This window comes from Mesorhizobium sp. P3_A10 (genome assembly GCF_056403175.1).
In genome coordinates, this window is record NZ_JBFUFZ010000014.1 from 1 (window position 1) to 25,852 (window position 25,852).

The 25,852-nt window shown below is 61.8% G+C and carries 23 protein-coding genes and 1 tRNA gene; 5 read left to right on the plus strand and 19 right to left on the minus strand.

The window, feature by feature from the left end; all coding sequences use genetic code 11:
• From AC1DXU_RS30245 to rpsL, 4 genes are all read right to left on the minus strand, one after another.
• Positions 1 to 510: GTP-binding protein (locus AC1DXU_RS30245; protein ID WP_477374871.1), on the minus strand; the 510-nt coding region annotated here is incomplete at its 3' end.
• A gap of 67 nt (positions 511 to 577) precedes the next feature.
• On the minus strand, positions 578 to 2,668 hold the full coding sequence (gene fusA, locus AC1DXU_RS30250; RefSeq protein ID WP_477249865.1) for an elongation factor G: 2,091 nt from the start codon (positions 2,666 to 2,668) through the stop codon (positions 578 to 580).
• 30 nt (positions 2,669 to 2,698) lie between these two features.
• Positions 2,699 to 3,169 (minus strand): 30S ribosomal protein S7, encoded by a 471-nt coding sequence (rpsG, locus tag AC1DXU_RS30255; RefSeq protein WP_008875664.1) that lies wholly within the window; start codon positions 3,167 to 3,169, stop codon positions 2,699 to 2,701.
• Positions 3,170 to 3,229: 60 nt separating this feature from the next.
• Positions 3,230 to 3,601: a 30S ribosomal protein S12 gene (rpsL, locus tag AC1DXU_RS30260; protein WP_006333356.1), complete on the minus strand. Its 372-nt coding sequence runs from the start codon at positions 3,599 to 3,601 to the stop codon at positions 3,230 to 3,232.
• A 480-nt stretch (positions 3,602 to 4,081) separates the two neighbouring features.
• Here rpsL and AC1DXU_RS30265 point away from each other — a divergent pair, with 480 nt between their 5' ends.
• The 3 genes from AC1DXU_RS30265 to AC1DXU_RS30275 all read left to right on the plus strand — a co-directional run bounded on the left by AC1DXU_RS30265 (position 4,082) and on the right by AC1DXU_RS30275 (position 6,552).
• A complete protein-coding gene (locus AC1DXU_RS30265; protein WP_477314518.1) occupies positions 4,082 to 4,363 on the plus strand; it encodes a transcriptional regulator in 282 nt (93 codons plus the stop codon).
• A 23-nt stretch (positions 4,364 to 4,386) separates the two neighbouring features.
• On the plus strand, positions 4,387 to 5,499 hold the full coding sequence (locus AC1DXU_RS30270; RefSeq protein WP_477374873.1) for a PLP-dependent cysteine synthase family protein: 1,113 nt from the start codon (positions 4,387 to 4,389) through the stop codon (positions 5,497 to 5,499).
• A 117-nt stretch (positions 5,500 to 5,616) separates the two neighbouring features.
• Positions 5,617 to 6,552: a Gfo/Idh/MocA family protein gene (locus tag AC1DXU_RS30275; RefSeq protein ID WP_477374875.1), complete on the plus strand. Its 936-nt coding sequence runs from the start codon at positions 5,617 to 5,619 to the stop codon at positions 6,550 to 6,552.
• A 14-nt stretch (positions 6,553 to 6,566) separates the two neighbouring features.
• Here the strand turns inward: AC1DXU_RS30275 and AC1DXU_RS30280 are convergent, their stop codons facing one another.
• The gene (locus tag AC1DXU_RS30280) at positions 6,567 to 6,965 is read right to left on the minus strand and encodes a chlorophyllide reductase (RefSeq protein ID WP_477374877.1); all 399 of its coding nucleotides are present in this window, start codon (positions 6,963 to 6,965) and stop codon (positions 6,567 to 6,569) included.
• Positions 6,966 to 7,066: 101 nt separating this feature from the next.
• Between AC1DXU_RS30280 and AC1DXU_RS30285 the strand changes: the two genes are divergently transcribed.
• Both AC1DXU_RS30285 and AC1DXU_RS30290 read left to right on the plus strand, forming a co-directional pair.
• Positions 7,067 to 7,639, plus strand: a complete 573-nt coding sequence (locus AC1DXU_RS30285; RefSeq protein ID WP_477374879.1) for a DUF2975 domain-containing protein — start codon at positions 7,067 to 7,069, stop codon at positions 7,637 to 7,639.
• A gap of 11 nt (positions 7,640 to 7,650) precedes the next feature.
• Entirely contained in the window at positions 7,651 to 7,863 is a 213-nt protein-coding gene (locus tag AC1DXU_RS30290; protein WP_477314508.1) for a helix-turn-helix domain-containing protein, read from the plus strand.
• A 22-nt stretch (positions 7,864 to 7,885) separates the two neighbouring features.
• On the opposite strand, the gene AC1DXU_RS30295 is transcribed toward AC1DXU_RS30290, so the two are convergent.
• The 14 genes from AC1DXU_RS30295 to AC1DXU_RS30360 form a co-directional block, all read right to left on the minus strand.
• On the minus strand, positions 7,886 to 8,551 hold the full coding sequence (locus tag AC1DXU_RS30295; RefSeq protein WP_477374881.1) for an O-methyltransferase: 666 nt from the start codon (positions 8,549 to 8,551) through the stop codon (positions 7,886 to 7,888).
• An 83-nt stretch (positions 8,552 to 8,634) separates the two neighbouring features.
• Positions 8,635 to 12,831: a DNA-directed RNA polymerase subunit beta' gene (gene rpoC, locus AC1DXU_RS30300; protein ID WP_477314504.1), complete on the minus strand. Its 4,197-nt coding sequence runs from the start codon at positions 12,829 to 12,831 to the stop codon at positions 8,635 to 8,637.
• Between the two features lie 138 nt (positions 12,832 to 12,969).
• Positions 12,970 to 17,106 carry a DNA-directed RNA polymerase subunit beta gene (gene rpoB, locus AC1DXU_RS30305; protein ID WP_477374883.1) on the minus strand — a complete coding sequence of 1,379 codons (4,137 nt, stop codon included), beginning with the start codon at positions 17,104 to 17,106 and terminating at the stop codon, positions 12,970 to 12,972.
• Positions 17,107 to 17,361: 255 nt separating this feature from the next.
• The gene (gene rplL, locus AC1DXU_RS30310) at positions 17,362 to 17,739 is read right to left on the minus strand and encodes a 50S ribosomal protein L7/L12 (RefSeq protein ID WP_477249876.1); all 378 of its coding nucleotides are present in this window, start codon (positions 17,737 to 17,739) and stop codon (positions 17,362 to 17,364) included.
• Between the two features lie 54 nt (positions 17,740 to 17,793).
• Positions 17,794 to 18,312, minus strand: coding sequence for a 50S ribosomal protein L10 (gene rplJ / locus AC1DXU_RS30315; protein WP_023667437.1), 519 nt, complete (start codon positions 18,310 to 18,312; stop codon positions 17,794 to 17,796).
• 378 nt (positions 18,313 to 18,690) lie between these two features.
• On the minus strand, positions 18,691 to 19,389 hold the full coding sequence (gene rplA, locus AC1DXU_RS30320) for a 50S ribosomal protein L1 (protein WP_477314500.1): 699 nt from the start codon (positions 19,387 to 19,389) through the stop codon (positions 18,691 to 18,693).
• 4 nt (positions 19,390 to 19,393) lie between these two features.
• A complete protein-coding gene (rplK, locus tag AC1DXU_RS30325; RefSeq protein ID WP_006333334.1) occupies positions 19,394 to 19,822 on the minus strand; it encodes a 50S ribosomal protein L11 in 429 nt (142 codons plus the stop codon).
• Positions 19,823 to 19,997: 175 nt separating this feature from the next.
• Entirely contained in the window at positions 19,998 to 20,525 is a 528-nt protein-coding gene (nusG, locus tag AC1DXU_RS30330; RefSeq protein WP_006333333.1) for a transcription termination/antitermination protein NusG, read from the minus strand.
• A gap of 26 nt (positions 20,526 to 20,551) precedes the next feature.
• Complete coding sequence (secE, locus tag AC1DXU_RS30335) at positions 20,552 to 20,755, minus strand: preprotein translocase subunit SecE (protein ID WP_477249881.1); 204 nt, start codon at positions 20,753 to 20,755, stop codon at positions 20,552 to 20,554.
• Between the two features lie 365 nt (positions 20,756 to 21,120).
• Positions 21,121 to 21,196: transfer RNA gene (locus tag AC1DXU_RS30340), tRNA-Trp, on the minus strand.
• A gap of 154 nt (positions 21,197 to 21,350) precedes the next feature.
• Positions 21,351 to 21,833: a group II truncated hemoglobin gene (locus AC1DXU_RS30345; protein WP_477374885.1), complete on the minus strand. Its 483-nt coding sequence runs from the start codon at positions 21,831 to 21,833 to the stop codon at positions 21,351 to 21,353.
• Positions 21,834 to 21,924: 91 nt separating this feature from the next.
• Complete coding sequence (locus tag AC1DXU_RS30350; RefSeq protein ID WP_477374887.1) at positions 21,925 to 23,622, minus strand: COG3904 family protein; 1,698 nt, start codon at positions 23,620 to 23,622, stop codon at positions 21,925 to 21,927.
• Between the two features lie 211 nt (positions 23,623 to 23,833).
• On the minus strand, positions 23,834 to 25,510 hold the full coding sequence (locus AC1DXU_RS30355) for a COG3904 family protein (RefSeq protein WP_477374889.1): 1,677 nt from the start codon (positions 25,508 to 25,510) through the stop codon (positions 23,834 to 23,836).
• Positions 25,511 to 25,670: 160 nt separating this feature from the next.
• Positions 25,671 to 25,852: EF-Tu C-terminal domain-related protein (locus tag AC1DXU_RS30360; protein ID WP_477374891.1), on the minus strand; the 182-nt coding region annotated here is incomplete at its 5' end.

The window sequence follows — 25,852 nt, forward strand, 5'->3', positions numbered from 1 at the left end:
CGCCGAACCCTTGACGATCGGAATGTCGTCGCCGGGGAATTCGTTCTTCGACAAAAGCTCGCGCACCTCGAGCTCGACCAGTTCGAGCAGCTCGGCGTCGTCGACCTGGTCGACCTTGTTCAAGAACACCACGATCGACGGCACGCCGACCTGACGGGCAAGCAGGATGTGCTCGCGGGTCTGCGGCATCGGGCCGTCGGCGGCCGAAACGACCAGGATCGCGCCGTCCATCTGCGCCGCACCGGTGATCATGTTCTTCACATAGTCGGCGTGGCCGGGGCAGTCGACGTGGGCATAGTGGCGGGCAGCCGTCTCGTATTCGACGTGCGCCGTCGAGATGGTGATGCCGCGGGCCTTCTCTTCCGGCGCCGCATCGATCTGGTCGTAGCGCTTGTATTCGCCAAAATACTTGGTGATCGCCGCCGTCAGCGACGTCTTGCCATGATCGACGTGGCCAATCGTGCCAATGTTCACATGAGGCTTGTTACGCTCGAATTTACCTTTTGCCATGTGATGTCTCCATTCCTGCTCGCCCGTGCGGGCTTTGAATTTAAGTTACTGCTGCAACCCGTGCGGGTTACGCGTATTTCTTCTGAATTTCCGTCGCCACCGCCGTGGGAACCGGCTCGTAGTGATCGAACTGCATCGTGTAAGCCGCACGGCCCTGGCTCATCGAGCGCAGGTTGTCGACGTACTTGAACATGTTGGCCAGCGGCACCATCGCGTTGATAACCACCGCCACGCCGCGGGCTTCCTGGCCCTGGATCTGGCCACGACGGCCGTTCAGATCGCCAATGACATTGCCGACGTAATCTTCCGGCGTCACCACTTCGACCTTCATGATCGGCTCGAGCAGCTGCACGCCAAGCTTGGGCGCAGCTTCCTTGAAGCAGGCACGGCCGGCAATTTCGAAGGCGAGCACCGAGGAGTCGACATCGTGGTAGGCGCCATCGATCAGCATCGCCTTGACACCGATCATCGGGAAGCCGGCGAACGTGCCGTTGGTCATGACGCTCTTGACGCCCTTTTCGACGCCCGGGATGTATTCCTTCGGCACGGCGCCGCCAACGATCTTGGATTCGAAGACGAATTCGCTGCTTTCCGGATTCGGCTCGAAGAGGATCTTGACGCGAGCGAACTGACCAGTACCGCCGGTCTGCTTCTTATGCGTGTAGTCCTGCTCGTGCTTGCGGGTGATCGTCTCGCGATAGGCCACCTGCGGTGCGCCGACATTGGCCTCGACCTTGAACTCACGACGCATGCGGTCGACGATGATGTCGAGGTGAAGCTCGCCCATGCCGGAAATGATCGTCTGGCCGCTTTCCTCATCGGTCTTGACGCGGAAGGACGGATCCTCAGCGGCCAGGCGGTGAAGGGCGAGGCCCATCTTTTCCTGGTCGTTCTTGGTCTTCGGCTCGATGGCGATCTGGATGACCGGATCGGGGAATTCCATGCGCTCGAGGATGACCGGATGCAGCGGATCGCTGAGCGTATCGCCAGTGGTCGTGTCCTTGAGGCCGGCCAGCGCGACGATGTCGCCGGCAAACGCCTCTTCGACGTCGGCGCGCGAGTTCGCATGCATCTGCAGCATGCGGCCAATGCGCTCTTTCTTGCCCTTGACGGTGTTGTCGAGCGAGACGCCCTTGGTCAGCTTGCCCGAATAGATGCGGGCGAAGGTCAGCGAACCGACGAACGGGTCGTTCATGATCTTGAAGGCGAGCATCGACAGCGGCTCGTTGTCATCCGCGTGACGCTCGATCTCGGCGTCGGTCTTGGCGTCGACGCCCTTGATGGCCGGAACATCGGCCGGCGACGGCAGATATTCGACGACGGCGTCGAGCAAAGGCTGCACGCCCTTGTTCTTGAAGGCCGAGCCACAGAACATCGGGTAGAACTTGACCGCGATGGTGCCCTTGCGGATGAGCGAGCGGATCTCGTCATTCGACGGCATCTTGCCCTCGAGGTAATTCTCGAGCGCCGTCTCGTCCATTTCGACGGCGGCTTCGATCATCTTCTCGCGGTATTCTTCGGCACGAGCCTTGAGGTCGGCGGGGATCTCGACGACGTCCCAGGCAGCGCCCAGCGTCTCGTCGCGCCAGACCAGCGCGTTCATCTCGACGAGATCGACGACACCCTTGAACTCAGTCTCTGCGCCGATCGGCAGCTGCATGACGACAGCCTGCGCACCAAGTCGCGAGCCGATCATCTCGACCGAGCGATAGAAGTCGGCGCCGATCTTGTCCATCTTGTTGCAGAAGATCATGCGCGGAACGCGATACTTGTCGGCCTGGCGCCAGACGGTCTCGGTCTGCGGCTCGACACCGGCATTGGCATCGAGCAGCGCAATGGCGCCGTCGAGAACGCGCAGCGAACGCTCGACTTCGATGGTGAAGTCAACGTGGCCGGGGGTGTCGATAATGTTGAAGCGGTACATCTTGCCGTCACGACCCTTCCAGAAGGTCGTGGTCGCGGCGGACGTGATCGTGATGCCGCGCTCCTGCTCCTGCTCCATCCAATCCATGGTGGCAGCGCCGTCGTGGACTTCGCCGATCTTGTGCGACTTGCCCGTGTAATAGAGGACGCGCTCGGTGGTCGTCGTCTTGCCGGCGTCAATATGCGCCATGATACCGAAATTGCGGTAGTCTTCGATTTTGTATTCGCGGGCCATCTTGGATGCCTTCTCAGTCTCGTACGCGCTTTACCAGCGGTAGTGCGCGAAAGCGCGGTTGGCTTCTGCCATCTTGTGGGTGTCTTCACGCTTCTTGACGGCGGTGCCGCGGTTGTTGGCCGCATCCATCAGCTCGCCGGAGAGGCGGTCGACCATCGTGGTCTCGTTGCGGTTGCGCGCAGCGGCGATCAGCCAGCGGATGGCCAGGGCCTGACGGCGCTCGGGGCGCACATCGACCGGAACCTGGTAGGTGGCGCCGCCGACGCGACGCGACCGGACTTCCACATGCGGCGCGACATTGTCGAGCGCCTGATGGAAGACGGTGACCGGCTCCTGCTTGGTCTTCGACTGAACCTGGTCGAGCGCACCGTACACGATGGTCTCGGCAACCGACTTCTTGCCGTCATACATGACGGCGTTCATGAACTTGGTAACGATCAGATCGCCGAACTTGGGGTCCGGATTGATCTCACGCTTTTCTGCACTGTGACGACGGGACATGGCTTTTGTCTCTCAATCTCGTAGCCGGGCGCACTGAAAAAGCGCCGCGGCCGGAAAACCTTACTTCGGACGCTTGGCACCGTACTTCGAACGGCGCTGCTTGCGGTTCTTCACGCCCTGCGTGTCGAGCACGCCGCGGATGATGTGGTAGCGAACGCCCGGAAGATCCTTGACGCGGCCGCCGCGGATCATCACCACGGAGTGTTCCTGAAGGTTGTGGCCTTCACCGGGGATGTAACCGATCACTTCAAAACCATTGGTCAGGCGGATCTTGGCCACCTTGCGCAGCGCCGAGTTCGGCTTCTTCGGCGTCGTTGTATAGACGCGCGTGCAGACGCCCCGCTTCTGCGGGTTCTGCTGCATGGCCGGGACCTTGTTGCGCTTCACCGGCGCAATGCGCGGCTTGCGGATCAGCTGGTTGACGGTAGGCATTAAACCCTCTTGTCTCTCAATTCCGTGTCTCGCCCGGTCAGGGCCGCTCAAAGCGTCATTTCCATACGCAAATTCGGGCCATAAACCGCGCCTCGCGGTCTTGCCCGAACAAATGGCAGAGGAAGCGGAAGCCGCTTCGTGCACGCCGGAAGTGTCTTTTCGCTCGTAAAACGAACCCTGTTTGAGGCAAACTCCAAAGCGTGTCGCTTCGGAAGGGAAAGCCTCACATCGGTTCTGACTGGGCGGCTTCTACTCGTAAGACCGCGAACCGTCAACCCCGGGGCGCCAAATATTGCGCGCAAACCAAGGCTTGGCAGCCATGCGAAAAACGCATGTAATTTTGTTTCGCCATTTTGCGAGGCCGAGGAAGAAAGTGACCGGCTTTTGGCTGTTGCGCGGCCATGCTTCATGCGAAAAGGCGGCATGAACGGTGAAAATCCCCTCGCCCGCCCCAATCCCTTTGCCAAAAGGAATCAGCCAGTGAACGACAATGACGAGCGCCCGGTCACCATCATCACCGGCCGGGTGTGGAAGAAAAAGGGCGGCAAACCGGAAGGCGTCCACGTCATGTTGGTGGCGCCCGACGACGATTCGGCGGTGCGCCGGACACTCGAATCGCTTGCGGCCGAAGGTTACGCAGAAGTCGAGCTCGACCAGATCGGCGACATGGACGGCGCGCCCGACGACGAGCCGCATCTGTCGGCCTTCCAGGGCGCGCTCGAAGGCGAAGTGTCGATCGTCACCTTCGACGTACCGATCTGAAGCAGGACCAACCGGGAGGCAGCATGGTCAACTCGACAGTGGCGAAACCTGCATCCCGCGCCTGGGCCGACCGGGCGGTCGCCGCCATCGAGGCCGACCAGCACCGCTCGGCCGACACCCATCTGTGGAAGCTCGACCTGCCGCGGCTTGCCGGCATCGACTTCTACCTCAAGGATGAATCGACGCATCCGACCGGCAGCCTGAAACACCGGCTGGCGCGCTCGCTCTTTCTCTATGCGCTGTGCAACGGCCATATCCGCGAAGGCGCGGCGGTGATCGAGGCCTCCTCCGGCTCGACCGCCGTGTCGGAAGCCTATTTCGCCCGCATGATCGGCGTGCCGTTCTATGCGGTGATGCCGCGCTCGACCTCGCCGGAAAAGATCGCCGCCATCGAGCACTATGGTGGTAACTGTCACTTCATCGACGATGGCCGCCGCATCTATGCCGAATCCGCCGAACTGACCGCCAGGCTCGGCGGCCATTTTATGGACCAGTTCACCCATGCCGAGCGGGCAACCGACTGGCGCGGCAACAACAACATCGCCGAATCGATTTTCGGGCAGATGCGCGAGGAGCGCCATCCGATTCCGGCCTGGATCGTGATGAGCGCCGGCACTGGCGGCACCACGGCCACGATCGGCCGCTACCTGCGCTACAAGCAGCATGCGACGCGACTATCGGTTGCCGATGTCGAGCGCTCCGCATTCTTCGATGGCTTTGCCTCCCATGACCCCAACAGAAGCTGCGAGCAGCCGTCGCGAATCGAAGGCATCGGCCGACCGCGCGTCGAACCATCTTTCGTGCCGGGCGTCATCGATCACATGTTGCGGATACCCGACGCCGTGTCGCTGGCTGCCATGCGGGTCCTGTCGCGCCGCCTCGGCCGCAGTGTCGGTGGCTCGACCGGCACCAACTTCATCGCCATGTGCTTTCACGCCGCACGCATGATCGCCGCCGGCGAGAACGGTTCGCTGGTAACGCTGATCTGCGATTCCGGCGAACGCTACGCCAACACCTACTATTCCGACGACTGGCTGAAGGCGAACGGCCTTGATCCTTCGCCGTTCGAACCGGTGATCGAGGCGTTTCTGGCGGGCAAGGAGCTGGCGCTGGCGTTCGACGAGAGCTGGGGCTGACGAACCTGCCCGAACAGACTTTCGGTGACAGGCCTGCTGCGGCTTGCCCGGCTTCGGTTCTCTGCTAAGAACCGTTTCAGCTGACAAATAAGCGCATTTCCAATCTGCGGAGCTCCCATGTCTGTGAATAGCGGTCCCATCAAGCTCGGCATCGTCGGCGTCGGAAAGATCGTCCGCGACCAGCATTTGCCAGCCGTGGCGAAGGACCCGGACTATCGCCTCGTCGCCGCCGCCAGCCGGCATGGCAAGGTGGAGAACATCCCCAATTTCCCAACCATCGAAGCGATGCTCGACGCTGTGCCGGAGCTTGAAGCCGTCTCGCTCTGCATGCCGCCACAGTTCCGCTATGACGCCGCGCGCACCGCGCTGATCGCGAAAAAGCATGTGTTTCTGGAAAAGCCGCCAGGCGCCACGGTCAGCGAGGTCGAGGACCTGAAGGCACTGGCAGCGGCCAACGGAGTCTCGCTCTTTGCCAGCTGGCATTCGCGCTATGCGCCGGCGGTGGAAGCCGCGCGCGCCTTCCTCGGCTCGACCACCATCAGGTCGGCGGCCATTAACTGGAAGGAAGACGTGCGCCGCTGGCACCCGAACCAGGAATGGATCTGGGCGCCAGGCGGCTTCGGCGTCTTCGATCCCGGCATCAACGCGCTGTCGATCGTGACCCACATATTGCCGGCGATGTTCATCACCTCGGCAGTCCTCGATTTTCCCGAGAACCGCGCAGCACCCGTCGCTGCCCACGTCGTCTTTCGCACCTCGAACGGCTTGCCGGTGACGATGGAGCTCGACTGGCTGCAGACCGGCCCGCAGAGCTGGGATATCCTCGCCGACACGCAAGCAGGACAGATGGTGCTTTCGGGCGGCGGCTCGAAACTCGCCGTCGACGGACGCATCGTCCACGACGAGCCGGAAGCGGAATACCCCTCGCTCTACAAGCGCTTCGCCGAGATCGTCCGCGCCGGCACCTCGGACGTCGATCTCGCGCCCCTCCAGCACGTCGCCGACGCCTTCATGCTCGGCAAGCGCAATGTCGTCGAGGCGTTTTTCGACTGACGCGGCGGTCCTGCTCAGTTCCTGATCCGGCAACCGGCGCGCTTGACCATATCGGCAATGATCAGCGGCGTCGCCGGGGTTTCGGCCCATGTGCTTTGGCGCGGCGCCCCTGTTTGCAAGGCGGCGCGCACAGACCCCGTGTCCAGCTTGAACGCGGTCTTGCAGGCAAATGAGTCCCCATTGCCGATGGTCTCGACCACCACGCCGGCCGCTTCGCCAACGCCCGCGACATATGCCACCAGCGTTTGCCTGGCCACCGGGTTCGTGCCGGCCTTTTCGATCATTTCCATCACCTGTCCAACCGAGATCTGGCCTTTCGCGGTCGATGGCAGGGCGGCAGCCGCAAAAGGCTGCATGAATATGGCCGCGGCGCCGACAATGGCGAGTGCGGTCTTGCGATGAATGAAAGGCATTTCGATCTCCTGTTTTGGTGTCGTCTTGACAGGAAGCATCATTGCGCATAAATTAATTATTGTAAAACGATAATTTAATATCGACACAAGCGAGGCCGTCCATGGTTGAATCCGTCATCGAGACCGCTGATCCGACCCGCCTGGCGAGGCTGAACCGCATCCGGTTTTTCAGTCTGATGCTGGGCAGATGCTGCATCGTCCTGGCCATCCTGCTGACCATTGGCTTGCTGTTCTTCTGGTTCACCGCATCTGCCGGCTCGATCGCGGCGGGCGCACAAATCCCCCAGGAATGGCTGACCAATCTCGGCTTCGGACGAAGGGCGGCTGGTTTTATGACCAGCTTTGCGCCCCTCGCCTGCCTGATTGTGGCGCTGATGGCGGCCCGACGCTGCTTTGGCGCCTTTGCCGCCGGCAATTTCTTTGGACAAGAGGCCGTCAAAGGGCTGCGCAACTTTGCCCTGGGCCTGTTTGCGTCCGCGCTTGTGAAACCATTCTCGGCCGCGGCGCTGTCGGTACTTCTAAGTTGGGATGCACCTGCTGGCCAGCACCGGCTGATGTTTGGCTTCGGCAGCGATGGGGCGCTCACGCTGCTGGCGGCAGGCATCTTCGCGTTGATTGCTTTGGTGATGGCAGAGGCGTCCGCGCTTGCCGAAGAAAACGCTCAATTCATCTGAGGATCGGTTTCATGCCCATACGGGTCAGGCTAAACGTCGTCCTCGCCGAACGAAACGTGAAGTCCAAGGACCTCGCCGAATATATCGGTATTACCGAAGCCAATCTTTCCCTGCTGAAACAAGGCAAGGTCAAAGGCATAAGGTTCGAGACGCTGGAACGCATCTGCGATTACCTCGACTGCGAACCGGGCGACCTGCTTCGCTTCGAGAAACCGACCCCTTAGCGCCGCATCAGCCGCTCGACCCTCAGTTTACGATCGCCATTGCAAAGCCGTCATAGCCCTTGGCGCCGACGGTCTGGATGGCGGTGGCCTGCAGCCGCTTGTCGCCACCTAGGAAGGAGAACGCCGCTCGTGCGCCTTCGACATTGGCATCATGGCCATCCTCGTCGAGCACCGCGCCATCGCGGATGACATTGTCGCAGATGATGACGGTTCCCGGTCGCGACAGGCGCATGGCCCAGGACAGATAGTTCGGATTGTTCGGCTTGTCGGCGTCGATGAAGATGAGGTCGAACGGTCCGGCATTCTCGGCGTTCAATGCGGCAAGCGATTGCAGCGCCGGTCCAACCCGCAATTCCACCCGCTCGGAGACGCCTGCCCGCTCGAAATTCGACCGGGCGACCGTGGCGTGGTGCGGATCGAGTTCAAGCGTCACGATCTTGCCGCCCAAAGGCAGGGCTCGCGCCATCCAGATGGTCGAGTAACCGCCCAGCGTGCCGATTTCGAGAATTTTCTTCGCGCCCTGCATTCCTGCAAGAAGTGAAAGCAACTTGCCTTGCGCTGGCGACACGTCGATCGCCGGCAGGCCGTGGTGGTGATTGGCTGCCAGAACAGCATCGAGGACGGGATCTGCCCCGAACAGGGCGTCAACGATGTAGTCGTCGACTGCCGCCCAGGTTTTCTTGCTCATCGGTTTCTTCTCCGATCAATGGGGAACCAAAACGCGAAAAGGGGCCACTTGGGCCCCTTTTCCTTCTTCTCGTCTTTCCGCGCTTACTGCGCGGCGGTGACCATGTCGGTCAGCATCGGCTCGGCGACCTCGACGCCCGACGCCTTGCGGCGCTCGTCGATGATCAGCTCGTCGCGCGAGGTGGCGATGCGCCGGATCTGGCTCATCGTGCCGCCGGTACCGGCCGGGATCAGTCGGCCGACGATGACGTTTTCCTTCAAGCCCTGCAGCATGTCGGTCTTGCCAGCAACCGCAGCTTCCGTCAGCACCCTGGTCGTCTCCTGGAAGGAGGCGGCCGAGATGAAGGACGGCGTCTGCAGCGAGGCCTTGGTGATGCCAAGCAGAACCGGCAGACCTTCGGCCGGCTTCTTGCCGTCCTCGACCAGGCGCTCGTTGACCTCTTCCAGCTCGATCACGTCGACGTGGTCGCCCGGAATGTAGGTCGAGTCGCCCTGCACCGTGATCTCGACCTTCTGCAGCATCTGGCGAACGATCACCTCGATGTGCTTGTCGTTGATCGACACGCCCTGCAGACGGTAGACTTCCTGGATCTCGTTGACGAGGTAGGAAGCAAGTGCCTCCACGCCCTTGATCGCCAGGATGTCGTGCGGCGCCGGATTGCCGTCGAGGATGTAGTCGCCCTTCTCGATGACGTCGCCGTCCTGGAGATGGAACGGCTTGCCCTTCGGGATCAGGTATTCGACCGGCTCAAGCGTCGAGTCATGCGGCTCGATGATGATGCGGCGCTTGTTCTTGTAGTCGCGGCCGAAGCGGATCGTGCCATCGATCTCGGCGATGATGGCGTGATCCTTCGGACGACGTGCCTCGAACAGCTCGGCAACACGCGGCAGACCGCCGGTGATATCCTTGGTCTTGGCGCTTTCCATCGGGATACGCGCCAAAACGTCGCCGGGGCGAACCTGTGCACCCGGCTCGACCGAAAGAATGGCCTCTACCGAGAGCAGGAAGCGGGCGTCGCCGCCCTTCGACAGCTTGCCGACCTTGCCCTTGGCGTCCTGGATGGCGATCGCCGGCTTGAGGTCGTTGCCGCGTGGCGTCGAGCGCCAGTCGATGACCTCACGCTTGGTGATGCCGGTCGACTCGTCGGCCGTTTCCTGAACGGAAATGCCGTCGACCAGATCCTCGTACGACACCTTGCCCTCGATTTCGGTGAGGACCGGGCGGGTATAGGGATCCCACTCGGCGATACGCTGGCCGCGCTTCACCTTGTCTCCATCGTCCACGAAGATACGCGAACCATAGGTAAGACGGTGCGTGGCGCGTTCCTTGCCGGCCTCGTCGAGGATCAGAACCGCCATGTTGCGGCCCATGACCATCTGCTGGCCGTCGGAATTGCGCACCACGTTGCGGTTGCGGATCTCGACCTTGCCCTCATACGAGGCTTCAAGGAACGACGAGTCCACCACCTGCGCGGTACCGCCCATGTGGAAGGTACGCATGGTGAGCTGGGTACCCGGCTCGCCGATCGACTGCGCCGCGATGACGCCGACAGCCTCGCCCTGGTTGACAGGCGTGCCGCGGGCCAGATCGCGTCCGTAGCAGACCGCGCAGACGCCGATCCTGACCTCGCAGGTCAGTGCCGAGCGAATGCGCACCGACTGCACGCCGGCCTTTTCGATCTTCTCCACGTCACGCTCGTCCATCAGCGTCCCGGCCTTGACCAGGATCTCACCCGAAACCGGGTGCGTGATGTCGTCGAGCGACGTACGGCCCAGCACGCGCTGGCCGACGGAAGCGACGACCTGGCCGGCATCGACGATCGGCTGCATGGTGAGGCCCTTGTCGGTGCCGCAATCCACGGAGTTGACGATGCAGTCCTGCGCCACGTCGACCAGACGACGGGTGAGGTAACCCGAGTTTGCCGTCTTCAAGGCGGTGTCGGCCAGACCCTTGCGGGCGCCGTGGGTCGAGTTGAAGTACTCGAGCACGGTCAGGCCTTCCTTGAAGTTCGAGATGATCGGCGTCTCGATGATTTCACCCGACGGCTTCGCCATCAGGCCGCGCATGCCGGCGAGTTGGCGCATCTGGGTGGGCGAGCCACGCGCACCGGAGTGCGACATCATGTAGATCGAGTTCATCGGCTTTTGACGGCCATTGTCCTCGAACTCGACCGCCTTGATGCGGGCCATCATTTCGTCGGCGACCTTTTCCGAGCACTTGGCCCAGGCGTCGACGACCTTGTTGTACTTCTCGCCCTGGGTGATCAGGCCGTCATTGTATTGCTGCTCGTATTCCTTGGCCAAAGCCTCGGTGTCGGAAACCAGCTTGATCTTGGCGTCCGGGATCAGCATGTCGTCCTTGCCGAACGAAATGCCGGCGCGGCAGGCGTGGCTGAAGCCAAGGGCCATGATGCGATCGCAGAAAATGACCGTCTCCTTCTGACCGCAATGGCGGTAGACGGTGTCGATCATCTTGGAGATGTTCTTCTTGGTCATCTCCTGGTTGGCCGTCTCGTAGGGCACGTTGACGTTCTTCGGCAGAAGTTCGCCGATGATCATGCGGCCAGGCGTGGTGTCATGGATCTTCGACACGACCTTGCCGTCGGCGTCGACCGTGCGGAAACGACCCTTGATCTTGGAGTGCAGCGTCACCGCCTTGGTCTCGAGCGCATGCTGGAGTTCGCCCATGTCGGCAAACACCATGCCTTCGCCCGGCTCGTTCTGGTTGACGATCGACAGATAGTAGAGACCGAGAACCATGTCCTGCGACGGCACGATGATCGGCGCGCCGGAAGCCGGGTGCAGGATGTTGTTGGTCGACATCATCAGCACGCGGGCTTCAAGCTGCGCTTCCAGCGACAGCGGCACGTGAACGGCCATCTGATCGCCGTCGAAGTCGGCGTTGAAGGCCGTGCAGACCAGCGGATGCAGCTGGATCGCCTTGCCTTCGATCAGGATCGGCTCGAACGCCTGGATGCCGAGGCGGTGCAGCGTCGGCGCGCGGTTCAACAGCACCGGATGCTCGCGGATGACCTCGTCAAGAATATCCCAGACTTCCGGACGCTCCTTCTCGACCAGCTTCTTCGCCTGCTTGACGGTCGAGGAGAAACCCTTGGCGTCGAGGCGGGCGTAGATGAAGGGCTTGAACAGTTCGAGCGCCATCTTCTTCGGCAGGCCGCACTGGTGCAGCTTGAGCTCCGGACCGGTGACGATGACCGAGCGGCCGGAATAGTCGACGCGCTTGCCGAGCAGGTTCTGGCGGAACCGGCCCTGCTTGCCCTTGAGCATGTCGGACAGCGACTTCAGCGGACGCTTGTTGGCGCCGGTGATGACGCGGCCGCGGCGACCGTTGTCGAACAATGCGTCGACGGCTTCCTGCAGCATGCGCTTTTCATTGCGCACGATGATGCCCGGCGCCCGCAGCTCGATCAGCCGCTTCAGGCGGTTGTTGCGGTTGATGACGCGGCGATAGAGATCGTTCAGATCCGACGTCGCGAAACGGCCACCGTCCAGCGGGACGAGCGGACGCAGGTCCGGCGGGATCACCGGAACCACCTTCATGATCATCCATTCCGGACGGTTGCCGGACTCCATGAAGTTCTCGACGACCTTGAGCCGCTTCAGATACTTCTTCTGCTTCAGCTCCGACGTGGTCGAAGCCAGCTCCGAACGCAGGTCGCCGGCGATCTTCTCCAGGTCCATGCCGGCCAGAAGGTCGTGGATGGCCTCGGCGCCGATCATGGCGGTGAACGAATCCTCGCCATACTCGTCGACGGCGATCATGTACTCTTCCTCGCTGAGGAGCTGATGCTCCTTCAGCGCGGTGAGGCCGGGCTCGGTGACGATGTAATTCTCGAAGTAGAGAACCCGCTCGATATCCTTCAGCGTCATGTCGAGCAGCGTGCCGATGCGCGACGGCAGCGACTTCAGGAACCAGATGTGAGCGACGGGTGCCGCCAGCTCGATATGGCCCATGCGCTCGCGGCGAACGCGCGACAGCGTGACTTCGACGCCGCACTTCTCGCAGATGACGCCCTTGTACTTCATGCGCTTGTACTTGCCGCACAGGCATTCATAGTCCTTGATCGGACCAAAAATGCGCGCGCAGAACAGGCCGTCACGCTCCGGCTTGAAAGTACGATAGTTGATGGTCTCCGGCTTCTTGATCTCGCCGAACGACCAGGACAGAATCTTCTCAGGGCTGGCGAGTGAGATCCGGATGGAATCGAACACCTGCGCAGGCGCCTGGGGATTGAAGAGATTCATGACCTCTTGGTTCATGCCGTTCTCCTTATCGGGGTCCTCGAAAACCCCTTGCATCTAGCGCGGGCCAAACGCCCGCCGTCTGTATCGGCCACTGGCCGTAGAATTGGTGCATCCGGTCGCGAGAGCCCTCTCCCGCGACCGGATGTCTTGTTTTTACTCGGCTGCGTCGGGCAACCGGACAGGGTTGTCGTCAAGCTTGGTGTTTTCCAGCTCGACGTTGAGGCCGAGCGACCGCATTTCCTTGACCAGCACGTTGAAGCTCTCAGGGATGCCGGCTTCGAACGTGTCGTCGCCGCGCACGATCGCCTCGTAGACCTTGGTGCGGCCTGCGACGTCGTCCGACTTCACCGTCAGCATCTCCTGCAACGTGTAGGCGGCGCCGTACGCTTCGAGCGCCCAGACCTCCATCTCGCCGAAGCGCTGGCCGCCGAACTGCGCCTTGCCGCCCAGCGGCTGCTGGGTAACGAGCGAGTACGGTCCGATCGAACGCGCGTGGATCTTGTCGTCCACGAGATGGTGAAGCTTGAGCATATAGATGTAGCCCATCGTCACCTTGCGATCGAACGGCTCGCCGGTGCGTCCGTCATAGAGCTGCGACTGACCGCTGGTGTGCAGGCCCGCCTGCTCCAGCATGATGTTGATGTCGGCTTCATGGGCGCCGTCGAACACCGGGGTCGCGATGGAGACGCCGCGGCGCATCTGCTCGCTGAGGCGAACGATGCTCTCGTCGTCATAGTCGCGGACCGGCTCGTTGCGGTCGTTGGCCGGAATGAAGCTCTCGAGCGTCTTGCGCAGCGGCTTGATATCGCCCGCTGTCTTGTACGCATCGATCAGATCACCGATCTTCCTGCCCATGCCAGCGCATGCCCAGCCCAGATGCGTTTCCAGGATCTGGCCGACATTCATGCGGCTCGGCACACCCAGCGGGTTGAGCACGATATCGGCATGCGTGCCGTCCTCGAGGAAAGGCATGTCCTCGACCGGAACGATGCGCGACACGACACCCTTGTTGCCGTGACGGCCGGCCATCTTGTCGCCCGGCTGCATCTTGCGCTTCACCGCCACGAAGACCTTGACCATCTTCATGACGCCCGGAGGCATTTCGTCGCCGCGCTGCACCTTCTCGACCTTGTCCATGAAGCGCTGTTCAAGCGCCTTCTTGGAATCGTCGTACTGGCCACGCAGGGCTTCCAGTTCGCTCTGGAGCTTTTCGTTCTCCACCGCAAACTGCCACCACTGCGAACGCGGATAGTCGTCCAGCGTGTCCTTCGACAGCGTCGAGCCCTTCTTGAAGCTCTTCGGTCCGGCAATCGCTTCCTTGCCGACGAGAACGTCGGAAAGGCGCGAATACACGTTGCGGTCGAGGATCGCCTGCTCGTCGTCGCGGTCCTTGGCGAGGCGTTCGATCTCCTCGCGTTCGATCGCCATGGCGCGCTCGTCCTTCTCGACGCCGTGGCGGTTGAAGACGCGCACTTCGACGACGGTGCCGAAGGTGCCCGGAGGCATGCGCATCGAGGTGTCGCGCACGTCCGAAGCCTTTTCGCCGAAGATGGCGCGCAGCAGCTTTTCTTCCGGCGTCATCGGGCTTTCGCCCTTCGGCGTGATCTTGCCGACCAGGATGTCGCCCGGCTGCACTTCCGCGCCGATATAGACGATGCCGGCTTCGTCGAGGTTCTTCAGCGCTTCTTCCGAGACGTTCGGAATGTCGCGCGTGATTTCCTCCGGCCCAAGCTTGGTGTCGCGGGCCATGACCTCGAACTCCTCGATGTGGATCGAGGTGAAGACGTCGTCGGCCACGATGCGCTCGGAGAGCAGGATCGAGTCCTCGTAGTTGTAGCCGTTCCACGGCATGAACGCGACCAGCACGTTACGGCCGAGCGCCAGATCGCCGAGCTCGGTCGACGGACCGTCGGCAATGATGTCGCCCTTGTTGACCCGGTCACCCATACGCACCAGCGGACGCTGGTTGATGCAGGTGTTCTGGTTCGAACGCTGGAACTTCATCAGCCGGTAGATATCGACGCCCGACTTGCCGGGATCGAGATCTTCAGTGGCGCGAACGACGATACGCGTCGCGTCCACCTGGTCGACGATGCCGCCGCGGCGGGCGCCGATGGCAGCACCTGAGTCACGGGCAACGATCGGCTCCATGCCGGTGCCGACGAACGGCGCTTCGGCGCGCACCAGCGGCACGGCCTGACGCTGCATGTTCGAGCCCATCAGCGCGCGGTTGGCGTCGTCGTTCTCGAGGAACGGGATCAGCGCCGCGGCCACAGACACCATCTGCTTGGGCGACACGTCCATCAGATCGACGTTTTCGCGCGGCGCCATCATCACTTCGCCGGCACTGCGGCAAATGACGAATTCGTCGACGAAGCCGCCATTCTTGTCGAGCTCGGCATTGGCCTGCGCGACGTGGTGCTTGGCCTCTTCCATCGCCGAGAGATAGACGACGTCATTGGTCAGCTTGCCGTCGACGATCTTGCGATACGGGCTTTCGATGAAGCCGTATTTGTTGACGCGCGCAAAAGTGGCCAGCGAGTTGATCAGACCGATATTCGGGCCTTCCGGCGTCTCGATCGGGCAGATGCGGCCGTAATGCGTCGGGTGCACGTCGCGCACTTCGAAGCCGGCGCGCTCGCGGGTCAGACCGCCCGGTCCAAGTGCCGACAGACGGCGCTTGTGGGTGATCTCCGACAGCGGGTTGGTCTGATCCATGAACTGCGACAGCTGCGAGGAACCGAAGAACTCACGCACGGCGGCAGCCGCCGGCTTGGCGTTGATCAGGTCCTGCGGCATCACCGTGTCGATCTCGATCGAGGACATCCGTTCCTTGATCGCGCGCTCCATGCGCAGCAGGCCGACGCGGTACTGGTTTTCCATCAGCTCGCCGACCGAACGCACGCGGCGGTTGCCGAGATTGTCGATGTCGTCGATCTCGCCCTTGCCGTCGCGCAGTTCGACCAGCGTCTTGACCACGGCCAGGATGTCGTCCTTGCGCAGCACGCGCACGGTGTCCTCGGCCTTGAGCTCGAGGCGCATGTTCATCTTGACGCGGCCGACGGCCGACAGATCGTAACGCTCGCTGTCGAAGAACAGCGAGTTGAACATGGCTTCGGCGGTCTCGAGCGTCGGCGGCTCGCCGGGGCGCATGACACGATAGATGTCGAACAGCGCGTCCTGGCGGCTCTCGTTCTTGTCGACGTTGAGCGTGTTGCGGATATAGGCGCCGACATTGACATGGTCGATGTCGAGAACCTTGATCTCGTCCTCGCCGGTGCCAAGCAGCACTTTCAGCGTCTTTTCGTCAATCTCGTCGCCGGCTTCGAGGAATATCTCGCCGGTGCCGTAGTTGACGATGTCCTCGGCCAGATAGTTGCCGAGCAGATCCTCGTCGGTCGCCTTGATCGCCTTGAGACCCTTTTCGCCAAGCGCCCTCGCCTGGCGGGCCGTGATCTTCTTGCCGGCTTCGACAACGACTTCGCCGGTGTCGGCGTCGACCAGGTCGCCGACAGCCTTGAGGCCGCGGAAACGCTCGACGTTGAACGGAATGCGCCAATGGTCGCCGGCGCGCTTGTAGGTGATCTTGTTGTAGAAGGTCGACAGGATCTCCTCGCCGTCCATGCCAAGCGCCATCAGCAGCGACGTCACCGGGATCTTGCGGCGGCGGTCGATACGGGCGTGCACGACGTCCTTCGAGTCGAACTCGATGTCGAGCCACGAGCCGCGATAGGGAATGACGCGCGCGGCAAACAGCAGCTTGCCGGACGAGTGCGACTTGCCCTTGTCATGGTCGAAGAAGACGCCCGGCGAACGGTGCATCTGCGAGACGATGACGCGCTCGGTGCCGTTGACGATGAAGGTGCCGTTCAAGGTCATGAGCGGCATGTCGCCCATGTAGACGTCCTGCTCCTTGATGTCCTTGATCGACTTCGCGCCGGTGTCCTCGTCGATATCGAACACGATGAGGCGCAGCGTCACCTTCAGCGGCGCGGCATAGGTCAGGTCGCGCTGACGGCATTCGTCAACGTCGAATTTCGGTCCTTCGAACTCGTACTTCACGAACTCCAGCATCGAGGAGCCGGAAAAATCAGAGATCGGGAAGACCGACTTGAAAACGGCCTGCAGTCCCTCGTCCGGACGCCCACCCTTGGGCTCCGCCACCATCAGGAACTGGTCATAGGATGCCTTCTGAACCTCGATCAGGTTCGGCATCTCCGCAACTTCCGGGATCTTTCCGAAGAACTTGCGTACGCGTCTGCGGCCATTGAAAGTCTGGGTCTGGGCCATCGTCGCTCCTTAGCTCAATTCTCGGGACGAGCCTCGCCGCGGCTCGCCTTGCATTCGAGGCCACCTCGCCGGCGGCCTTCTTGTCTGTTCACCGTCGCCTGTCGGCGGCCGGCCAAAACGGGAGAAAACCCGTTTCCTGAAGGCCGGCTTTCGGCCCTCAGGAAAGAGGTTTTCGTACTCTTCGCGTTACGCAGCCTCTCTTCGCGAAAAGAGAGCGGCGGACGGCGCGAAGCCGCCCGCCGATACTTAAGACGCTTACTTCAGCTCAACCTTGGCACCAGCTGCTTCCAGCACGGCCTTGAACTTCTCCGCGTCGGCCTTGGAAACGCCTTCCTTGACCGGCTTCGGAGCCGCCTCGACCAGGTCCTTGGCTTCCTTGAGGCCAAGACCGGTGATGGCGCGGACTTCCTTGATGACGTTGATCTTCTGAGCGCCTGCCTCGGTGAGGACGACGTCGAATTCCGTCTTTTCCTCGGCCGGAGCAGCAGCGGCTGCACCACCGCCAGCGGCGGCAACAGCCACCGGAGCAGCGGCGGAAACGCCCCACTTTTCTTCCAGAAGCTTCGACAGCTCGGCCGCCTCGAGGACGGTCAGCTTCGAAAGGTCGTCTACGATCTTTGCGAGATCAGCCATTGCAATATTCCTTCATAAGGTTCGAACGTGTGTTTGTGATAGCGAGGAACGGCCTCATGCCGCCTCGTCCTTCCGGGCGTAAGCGCCGATGACGCGCGCGACCGAAGCCGCTGGCGCATTGACGATCTGGGCGATCCGGGTTGCCGGCGTGGCGATCATGCCAACCAGCCTGGCGCGCAGCTCATCGAGCGACGGAAGTGTGGCGAGTGCCTTCACACCGTCGGCGTTGAGCGAGGTTGTGCCCATTGCGCCACCGAGAATGACGAGCTTGTCATTTCCCTTGGCGAAATCGGACGCGACCTTCGGCGCCGCAATCGGATCCTCCGAATAAGCGATCAGCGTCTGTCCCTTGAACAGGTCGATGATCGATGCGGAGTCCGTGCCCTGAAGAGCGATTTTGGCGAGACGGTTCTTCGCGACTTTGACGGTGCCACCGGCAGCGCGCATTTTCGACCGAAGGTCGTTCATTTGCGCGACGGTGATACCGGCGTAGTGGGCCACGACGACTGAACCAGCGCCTGCAAAAGCACCGTTCAGGCCCGTGACGAGTTCGCGTTTTTCCGCTCTGTCCACTGCCTATCTCCAGTTGACCCCTGCCCCAATAAGGGGACAGGCGTCGGGTTGCCTTTTTGCCGGCCGGGCCATCCAGTAACGGATCTCCCGAACGACGCTCGAGGATCCTGCCCCCTTTCGCCACATCGACGGCCAAGCCGACGATGCGCAGACAAAAGGCAAACACGGTTCGAACCTTTCATTGGAGCCAAGTCGCTCCGTTGTCCGGTTTTCACCCGTCTCATGCAGGCCCAATTCAATTAAGGCTTCTGGGCCGCCTGCAATCTCGGACAGGATGTCCGGAAGCCTCTCGACTTCCGGTACCGGGCCGCCGACAAGTCGGAGGCCCGGAATTCACTTGCGGATCAGCGCTTTAGCGGCCGATCCGAATTGTTCTTATCAGGACGCTGCGAGCGTCGAGACGTCGACCTTGAGGCCAGGGCCCATCGTCGAGGTGACCGACACCTTCTTGACGTAATTGCCCTTGGCACCCGCAGGCTTCGCCTTGTTCACCGCGTCGGTGAAGGCGCGGACATTCTCTTCCAGCGCCTTGACGTCAAACGAGACCTTGCCGACGCCGGCATGAACGATGCCGGCCTTCTCGACGCGGAACTCGACGGCGCCGCCCTTCGACGCCTTGACGGCGGCGGCGACATCGGTGGTCACCGTGCCGACCTTCGGGTTCGGCATCATGCCGCGCGGGCCGAGCACTTTGCCCAGACGGCCGACCAGCGGCATCATGTCCGGCGTGGCGATGCAGCGATCGAAGTCGATCGTGCCCTTCTGGACGATGTCGACCAGATCCTCGGCACCGACGATATCGGCGCCAGCGGCGCGGGCTTCATCGGCCTTGTCGCCACGAGCGAATACGGCGACGCGAACCGAGCGGCCGGTGCCGTTCGGCAGGTTGACCACGCCGCGGACCATCTGGTCGGCATGACGCGGGTCGACGCCGAGGTTCATCGCCACTTCGATGGTCTCGTCGAACTTCACCGACGAACGATCCTTGAGCAGCTTCAGCGCATCACCCAGGGCGTAAGCCTTGTTGGGGTCGATGCCGTCGCGGGACTTCGATACACGTTTTGCGAGTTTTGCCATGATCTCAGCCCACCACTTCCAGACCCATCGAGCGGGCGGAGCCCTCGACCATGCGCATGGCCGCCTCGACGTCGTTTGCGTTCAGATCCTTCATCTTCTGCTCGGCGATGGCGCGCACCTTGTCACGACCGATCGTGCCGGCCTTGATCTTGCCCGGCTCCTTCGAACCCGACGTCAAATTCGCTGCCTTCTTCAGGAAGTAGCTCACCGGCGGCGTCTTCATGACGAAGGTGAAAGACTTGTCCTGGTAGTAGGTGATGACGACCGGGATCGGCGATCCCTTTTCCATTTCCTGGGTCTGCGCGTTGAACGCCTTGCAGAATTCCATGATGTTGATGCCACGCTGACCAAGCGCCGGGCCGATCGGCGGAGACGGCGTAGCCGATCCCGCTTTGACCTGGAGCTTGAGCTGGCCTGCAATTTTCTTAGCCATCTCTTTTCCTGCCTTTGTCTCATGCCGGCCCCACTATCGGGAAACACCGGCGGTTGCAGTCTGGTGGTGCGGTTCCTGCGGCCGGCTAAAGCCGCATTCGCCTCCCACCGTTCTCAAAGCCGCGCGTTTCCGCGCCGCCACCCCTTGCCGGCAAACCGGCGCAGGGATTTTCGGATCAGCCCTTTTCGACCTGTCCGAATTCCAGATCGACCGGCACGGCGCGCCCGAAGATCGAAACTTCCACCTTGAGCCGCGCCCGCTCTTCGTCCACTTCCTGGACGAAGCCGTTGAACGAGGCGAACGGGCCATCCGAAACCCGGATCGCCTCACCGATCTCGAACGTGACCGAGGGCTTGGGCCGCTCGACGCCTTCCTGAACTTGGTTCAGGATGCGCTGGGCCTCGGCCTCGGTGATCGGCACCGGCTTCGAGTCACCCAGAAAGCCGGTGACCTTCGGCGTATTCTTCACCAGCGAGAACACCGCGTCGGTCAAATTGGCCTTCAGCAGCACGTAGCCCGGGAAGAACTTGCGCTCGGCGTCGACCTTGCGGCCGCGACGGATCTCGACGACCTTCTCGGTCGGCACAACGATCTGCTCGATGTCAGCGGACAGGCCCTTCTGCTTGGCCTTGTTCTCGATGTCCTCGGCGACCTTCTTTTCAAAGTTCGAATAGGCGTGGACGATGTACCACCGCGCGGTCATTTCAAGACTTCTCCGTAATCGCCGGACTAGTGTCCAAGGCCAAGTAGTTTCTCGACCGCCATGCCCATGAGCACATCGGCGGTGAAGAAAAAGATCATCGCGATGACCGCAAACACGAGCACCATCACCGTCGAGATCACCGTTTCACGCCGCGACGGCCAGGTAACCTTGGCGGTCTCCGCGCGAACCTGCTGGAGAAAAACGAAAGGATTTGTGGTTTTCGAAGCCATATGCCGCTCTGTCTTCAAGACCCGTTGGCCGGGTCTCCTGGATGATCCCGCTGGCCGGGACGTGCCGCCTGGGTTCACGTTCGCGCCGAATCAGCGCAACCATTTCGCCCATGCAAATCGGACGCGTAAAGCCGGCTTCCCAGCTCCACGCGTCGCGTGTCTGTTTCGTCTACATAAAACCGATTCTTGATCCACGCAAGTGGCAAGTGTCCGCTTTATGACCAAACGCCGCCTCGGAACCATCCAGTCGTCCCGTCCCGGCTATGAAGCCCTTATGCCTCAGTCGAGCTTATATGGCAAGTCACCTGCCGGTTTTCAAACCCTGGCCAGGGAAACTGGGCTTTCAAAGTCGCCATTTTTGAAAATGGCACGGGCAGCAGGGCTCGAACCTACGACCTGCGGTTTTGGAGACCGCCGCTCTACCAACTGAGCTATGCCCGTACATGCGCGTTTCGGCGCAGGCGCTTCCTAAAAGCTTCCGCGTGCTCTGTAAAGAGCGGTCTGAGGCCGATTCATATCCTTGCCCAGAAATCCGGGCAGGGAACGACCAGCCCCTCCCCTTGGACCCCGAACTCGCTGCTCAGTTCGCCCGCGCTCAGCTCTTGGCCGGCGGCTTGTATGGCCCGCCCAGCACGCCCCAGCCCCAGGCTGGCATCGGCTCGGTTTCAGGATCGCAAGTTTCGCCGAGATTGGAGTTCATCTTGGCCAGCCGCGATCCCCATTCGACATAGCCCATGAAGGCGGAGCGGAATTCGGGATCGTCCGGCAGCCCGACGGCATCTGCGGCATCGGCAAGCAGGTTGATCCAGCGGCGGCGCTGTTCCTCGGTCAGGTGCTTGCCGAGATGATGCATCACCATCTCGCGGTGGCCACCATGCTTTTCGCTATAGGTCTTCGGTCCGCCGAAAACCTCGCCGATGAAGGCCGCGACATGGGCGGGATGGTCCGGCGACATGTTTTTGAACACCGGACCGACGACCGGGTCCTGAAGCACCTTGTCGTAGAACGTCGTGGTCAGGCGGTTGAGCGCCTCGGCGCCGCCGGCCCATTCGTAGAGTGTCGGGATATCCTGGCTCATTCTCGATCCTCCGCCGGGCGACGCCTGCCACGACGATAGCTGAGGAATCGAGCATGCCTCAACCTGCCTCGATGGCCAGTTTCTGCGATGCCTACAATTTGGCGGGCGACTCGGCCTTGGCGGTCGGCGGAAGCAAACAGTTGTCGGGCTTGGGTGAGGTTTTGCAAATAGCGGGGCCGGTTAGCGCCTCCACCGACTCCGGCCCGGTCGTCAGCCCGACTTTGAGCATCATGTCGGGCTCGAGCTGACGCTCGACCGAGCCTATCGCGGCGAACAGAGCTGGGTCCATCTCCATCTCCTCCAGGTAGGCTTTAACCAACTGCGTCTGTCCCCTCGAGGACATGCTGAGCCTCGCCTTGGGATCGACCAGCCTTTTGGCGCCGGCGGCAAGCATGAGCGCGCAGGCCGAATCGCACTCCACTCCATAATCGCTAATCAGCCCGACATAGGCACCGTTATCGGCCAAGCAGCCTGCCTCGGGCGGGTCGCAGCCGACGATAGCGGTGCGGCCGACGGCGACGTCGAGCTTCCGTTCATGGATAAGCCTTCCCGCGGCCAGAGCGCTGAACAGGCTGCCCCCCTGTGAGCTGATCACCACCGGCAGCCGCCGGTTGCCAAGGGTGTCGAGCAACTGGCGCAACTTTTGCGGAGTCTGAGGCGTCATCGCGCCTTCCGCCGAGATCCATTCCGGGCAATCGGGATTACAGAGCGAGTCTCTGCCGCGAACGACAACGAAGCGCATATCTGGCGTCGAATTCCCTGGCGCTGCCTGGAACGGCTTGGGAGCTGGAGCCTTGGCCGGCTGAGAAAGTGGGGGGTCGGTCTTTGCCTTGATCGCAGCCACCACGGCCGGCTTGGCCGCGGGCGTTTGTCCGCCGGCTGGCTTCGCCGGCATTTCCCGACAATTCGGTGCCAACTTATCGCGCATGCACAGGCTTGCGCTGGTAAACAGCTCTACGGTGTCCGTGCTGGTGGCTAACTTCATCGTCAGCATATCGTGGAGGGTGATTTGCCGGATATCGCTGGCCGGCGTCGCCTTCATCAAGTCCAGCACGCCCTGTCCGACACCCATCTCCCTGAGATAGGCCGAGAGCTTCCTCGCGAAAGCCTTGTTCATTTCATAGGTCTTGTAACTCTCGCCCTCGGTGACGGTTTCAGTGGTGATCTGGTATCGTTTGCCCCGTATGGTCCGATAGGTGGTTCGATAGTGCCGTGTGCTGGGGAAAAAGGTGGTGGTGATCTGATGGACACCCAGATAGGCCCAGCCACCGGCCACGCGGCGGACGCCCCCAGCAAACATCAGCGGACAGGCGGAGTTGCACATGGCGCCGCCATCAGACGCAACGCCGAAATAGGCGGTACCCTTGCCGTAACTGGCTCCACACCCCTCCGTCCCGGGCCAACAATCGGAAAACTCGGTCTTGCCGATTGCGATATCGAGCTTGTTTTTACGAATTATCCGGCCGAGCTGGAGCGCAGCGTCGACACTGCCGCCCGGGGAACTGACGATGATCGGCAGTTTGCGGCTGCCAAGCTTCTTTAAGGTAAGTTTGAGCAGAGCTGGCGTGCCGGCTGCGATGGCGCCTTCAGCCGATATCCATTCTGGACAGTTGGGCTCGCAGCCGCCTGCGCTGCTGCGCGCGATGACAAACCTCATCTCCGACAAATCATCCGAGAATATCGTCGGAGCGGTCCAAAGGACCGGATCTTCCCACTTCGGCGCAAGCGCCGGATTTTCCCATTTCCAAAGGACATCATCCGCTCTTGCCGCGAAGGCAACCATCACCATCACAAGCACCAGCACCGGCCGAACCAGCCCGCGCCACCACCTTGCCGTACTGTCTGCACCGCGCCCCGAAACCACGCTTGGCAAAAGCCCCCTCTATGCGACCTATAATAGTTGCGGCAACGACGCTTGCAATGGCCTCGAAACAACCGCGCAAGACTTATTGTGCACAGCGCAAGTACATGGCTGAACCTGCCTCGATGGCCAGCGATGCCTACAGTTTGGCGGGCGCCTCGGCCTGGGCGCTCGGCGCCGGCAGCACGCGGCAATTCTCGGGCCTCGGCGTCGATTTGCAAATGGTGGCGCCCGTCAGCTCATCCACGGTTTGACGCCCGGTCGTCAGTCCGACTTTCAGCATCATGTCGGGCTCGAGCTGGCGATCGCTTGAGCCCGACTGCATTGCCACAAACAGGGCGGGACCGACCGCCATGTCTTCGAGATAGGTCCTGACCTTCTGCTCAAGCCCTAGCGAGTGCACGCTCAAGCGTGCTTGCGGGCCGACAAGACGCCTCACACCGCCGGCAAGCACCATCGCACAGGCCGAGTCGCATGCGCCCACCGCATCATTGGTCAGCCCGACATAGACGCCGCCCTCGGCCTTGCAATTCGCCTCCTCCGGCACGCATCCGACGAAGTCCGTCCCTGCAACCGCCACGTCGAGCTTGCGTTCGCGGATCAGCCGGCCAGTGGCCAGAGCGCCGAGCACATCGCCTCCCGGCGAACTGATCACCACGGGCAACCGCCGGTCTCCGACGGTGTCGAGCAGTTGGCGCAATCTCTCCGGCGTCCCGAGCGTAATCGTGCCTTCCGCCGAGATCCATTCCGGACAATCGGGATCGCACAGGAAGCTTCTGCCTCGAACCAGAGCGAAGCGCATATCGCCGCCACCACTCTCCTGCTTCACGGTTTCAGGTTCGACAGGTGTTACAGGATTGGCTCTGGCTTCGGTGGTCACAGCATTGGCCGGCTGCTTGGTTTTCTTGCCCGGCGGCGTTACGTCCCTGCAATTCGCGGGCAGAGGATTGGCGTTGCAGATGCTCCCGGCGGTCAGCAGGTCGAGGGAATCCAGGCTGGTAACGAGCTTCATCTGAAGCATCTCTTGCGGCTCCAGTTGCTGAATGTCGCTGGCGGCCGTTTCCTTCATCGTTTCGAGCACGCCCTGGCCGACGCCCATCTCATTGAGATAGGCCGCCAGCCTTTTCTCCACAGCCTTGCTCATCTCGTAGGTCTTGTAGCTCCCGGCGTTTTTTCGACTGATGATTTTTGTGTTGAGGATCTTCTTCTTGCCGCCCACCACACGATAGGTGGTCCGGTATTGCAGCTTCGTTCGGATATAGGTCGTGGTGATCTGATGGACGCCGAGAAAGGCCCATTCACCGACCACGCGCCGGATGCCGCCAGCAAACATCAACGGACAGGCCGAATTGCAGATGGCGCTGCTGGCAAAGGGATTGCCGAAATAACGAGCGCCTTTACCCTCATTGTCCCTGCAGTCCTTCTCATCGGACTGACAGCCGATGAACCAGGTCTTGCCGACGGCGATATCGAGCTTGTTCTTGCGGATCAGCCGGCCAAGCGCGAGAGCCGCGTCGACGTTGCCGCCGGGGGAATCCACGACGATGGGCAATTTCCGGCCGCCAAGTGCCTTGAGCGTGCGTTTGAAAAGCGCCGGCGTCCCGGCTTCTATCGAGCCTTCGGCCGATATCCACTCCGGGCAGATCGGCTCGCAGCCCGGCGCATAGCTGCGAACGACGACAAACCGCATGGTCGGCCCAAGGTCCGGGGCCGCATCCGCAGCAACAGCTATGGTGCCCGTGGCAAGCAAAGCCAGCAGCCAGACCAGCGCTGGCAGCCACCATGCCCGACCAAGCCAACGGTGCCGTGCAACCATTTGAACAAGCCCCCTCGATGCAACCTATACTAGTTGAGGTCTGGGGGCTTGCAACAGGGTTCGCGCTCGATGCGGACGCGCTATGGCGTTGGGCGAAAAAGCAAAAAGGGCGGCCCGAAGACCGCCCTTTCCTTGTCGATCCGGCGGAGGCCGGGCTCGATTACTCTTTGATGGTGACGACGATGCCGGCACCGACGGTGCGGCCGCCTTCACGGATGGCGAAGCGCAGCTTCTCTTCCATGGCGATCGGCACGATCAGCTCGACATCGACCGTGATGTTGTCGCCCGGCATCACCATCTCGGTGCCTTCCGGCAGCGACACGATGCCGGTCACATCAGTCG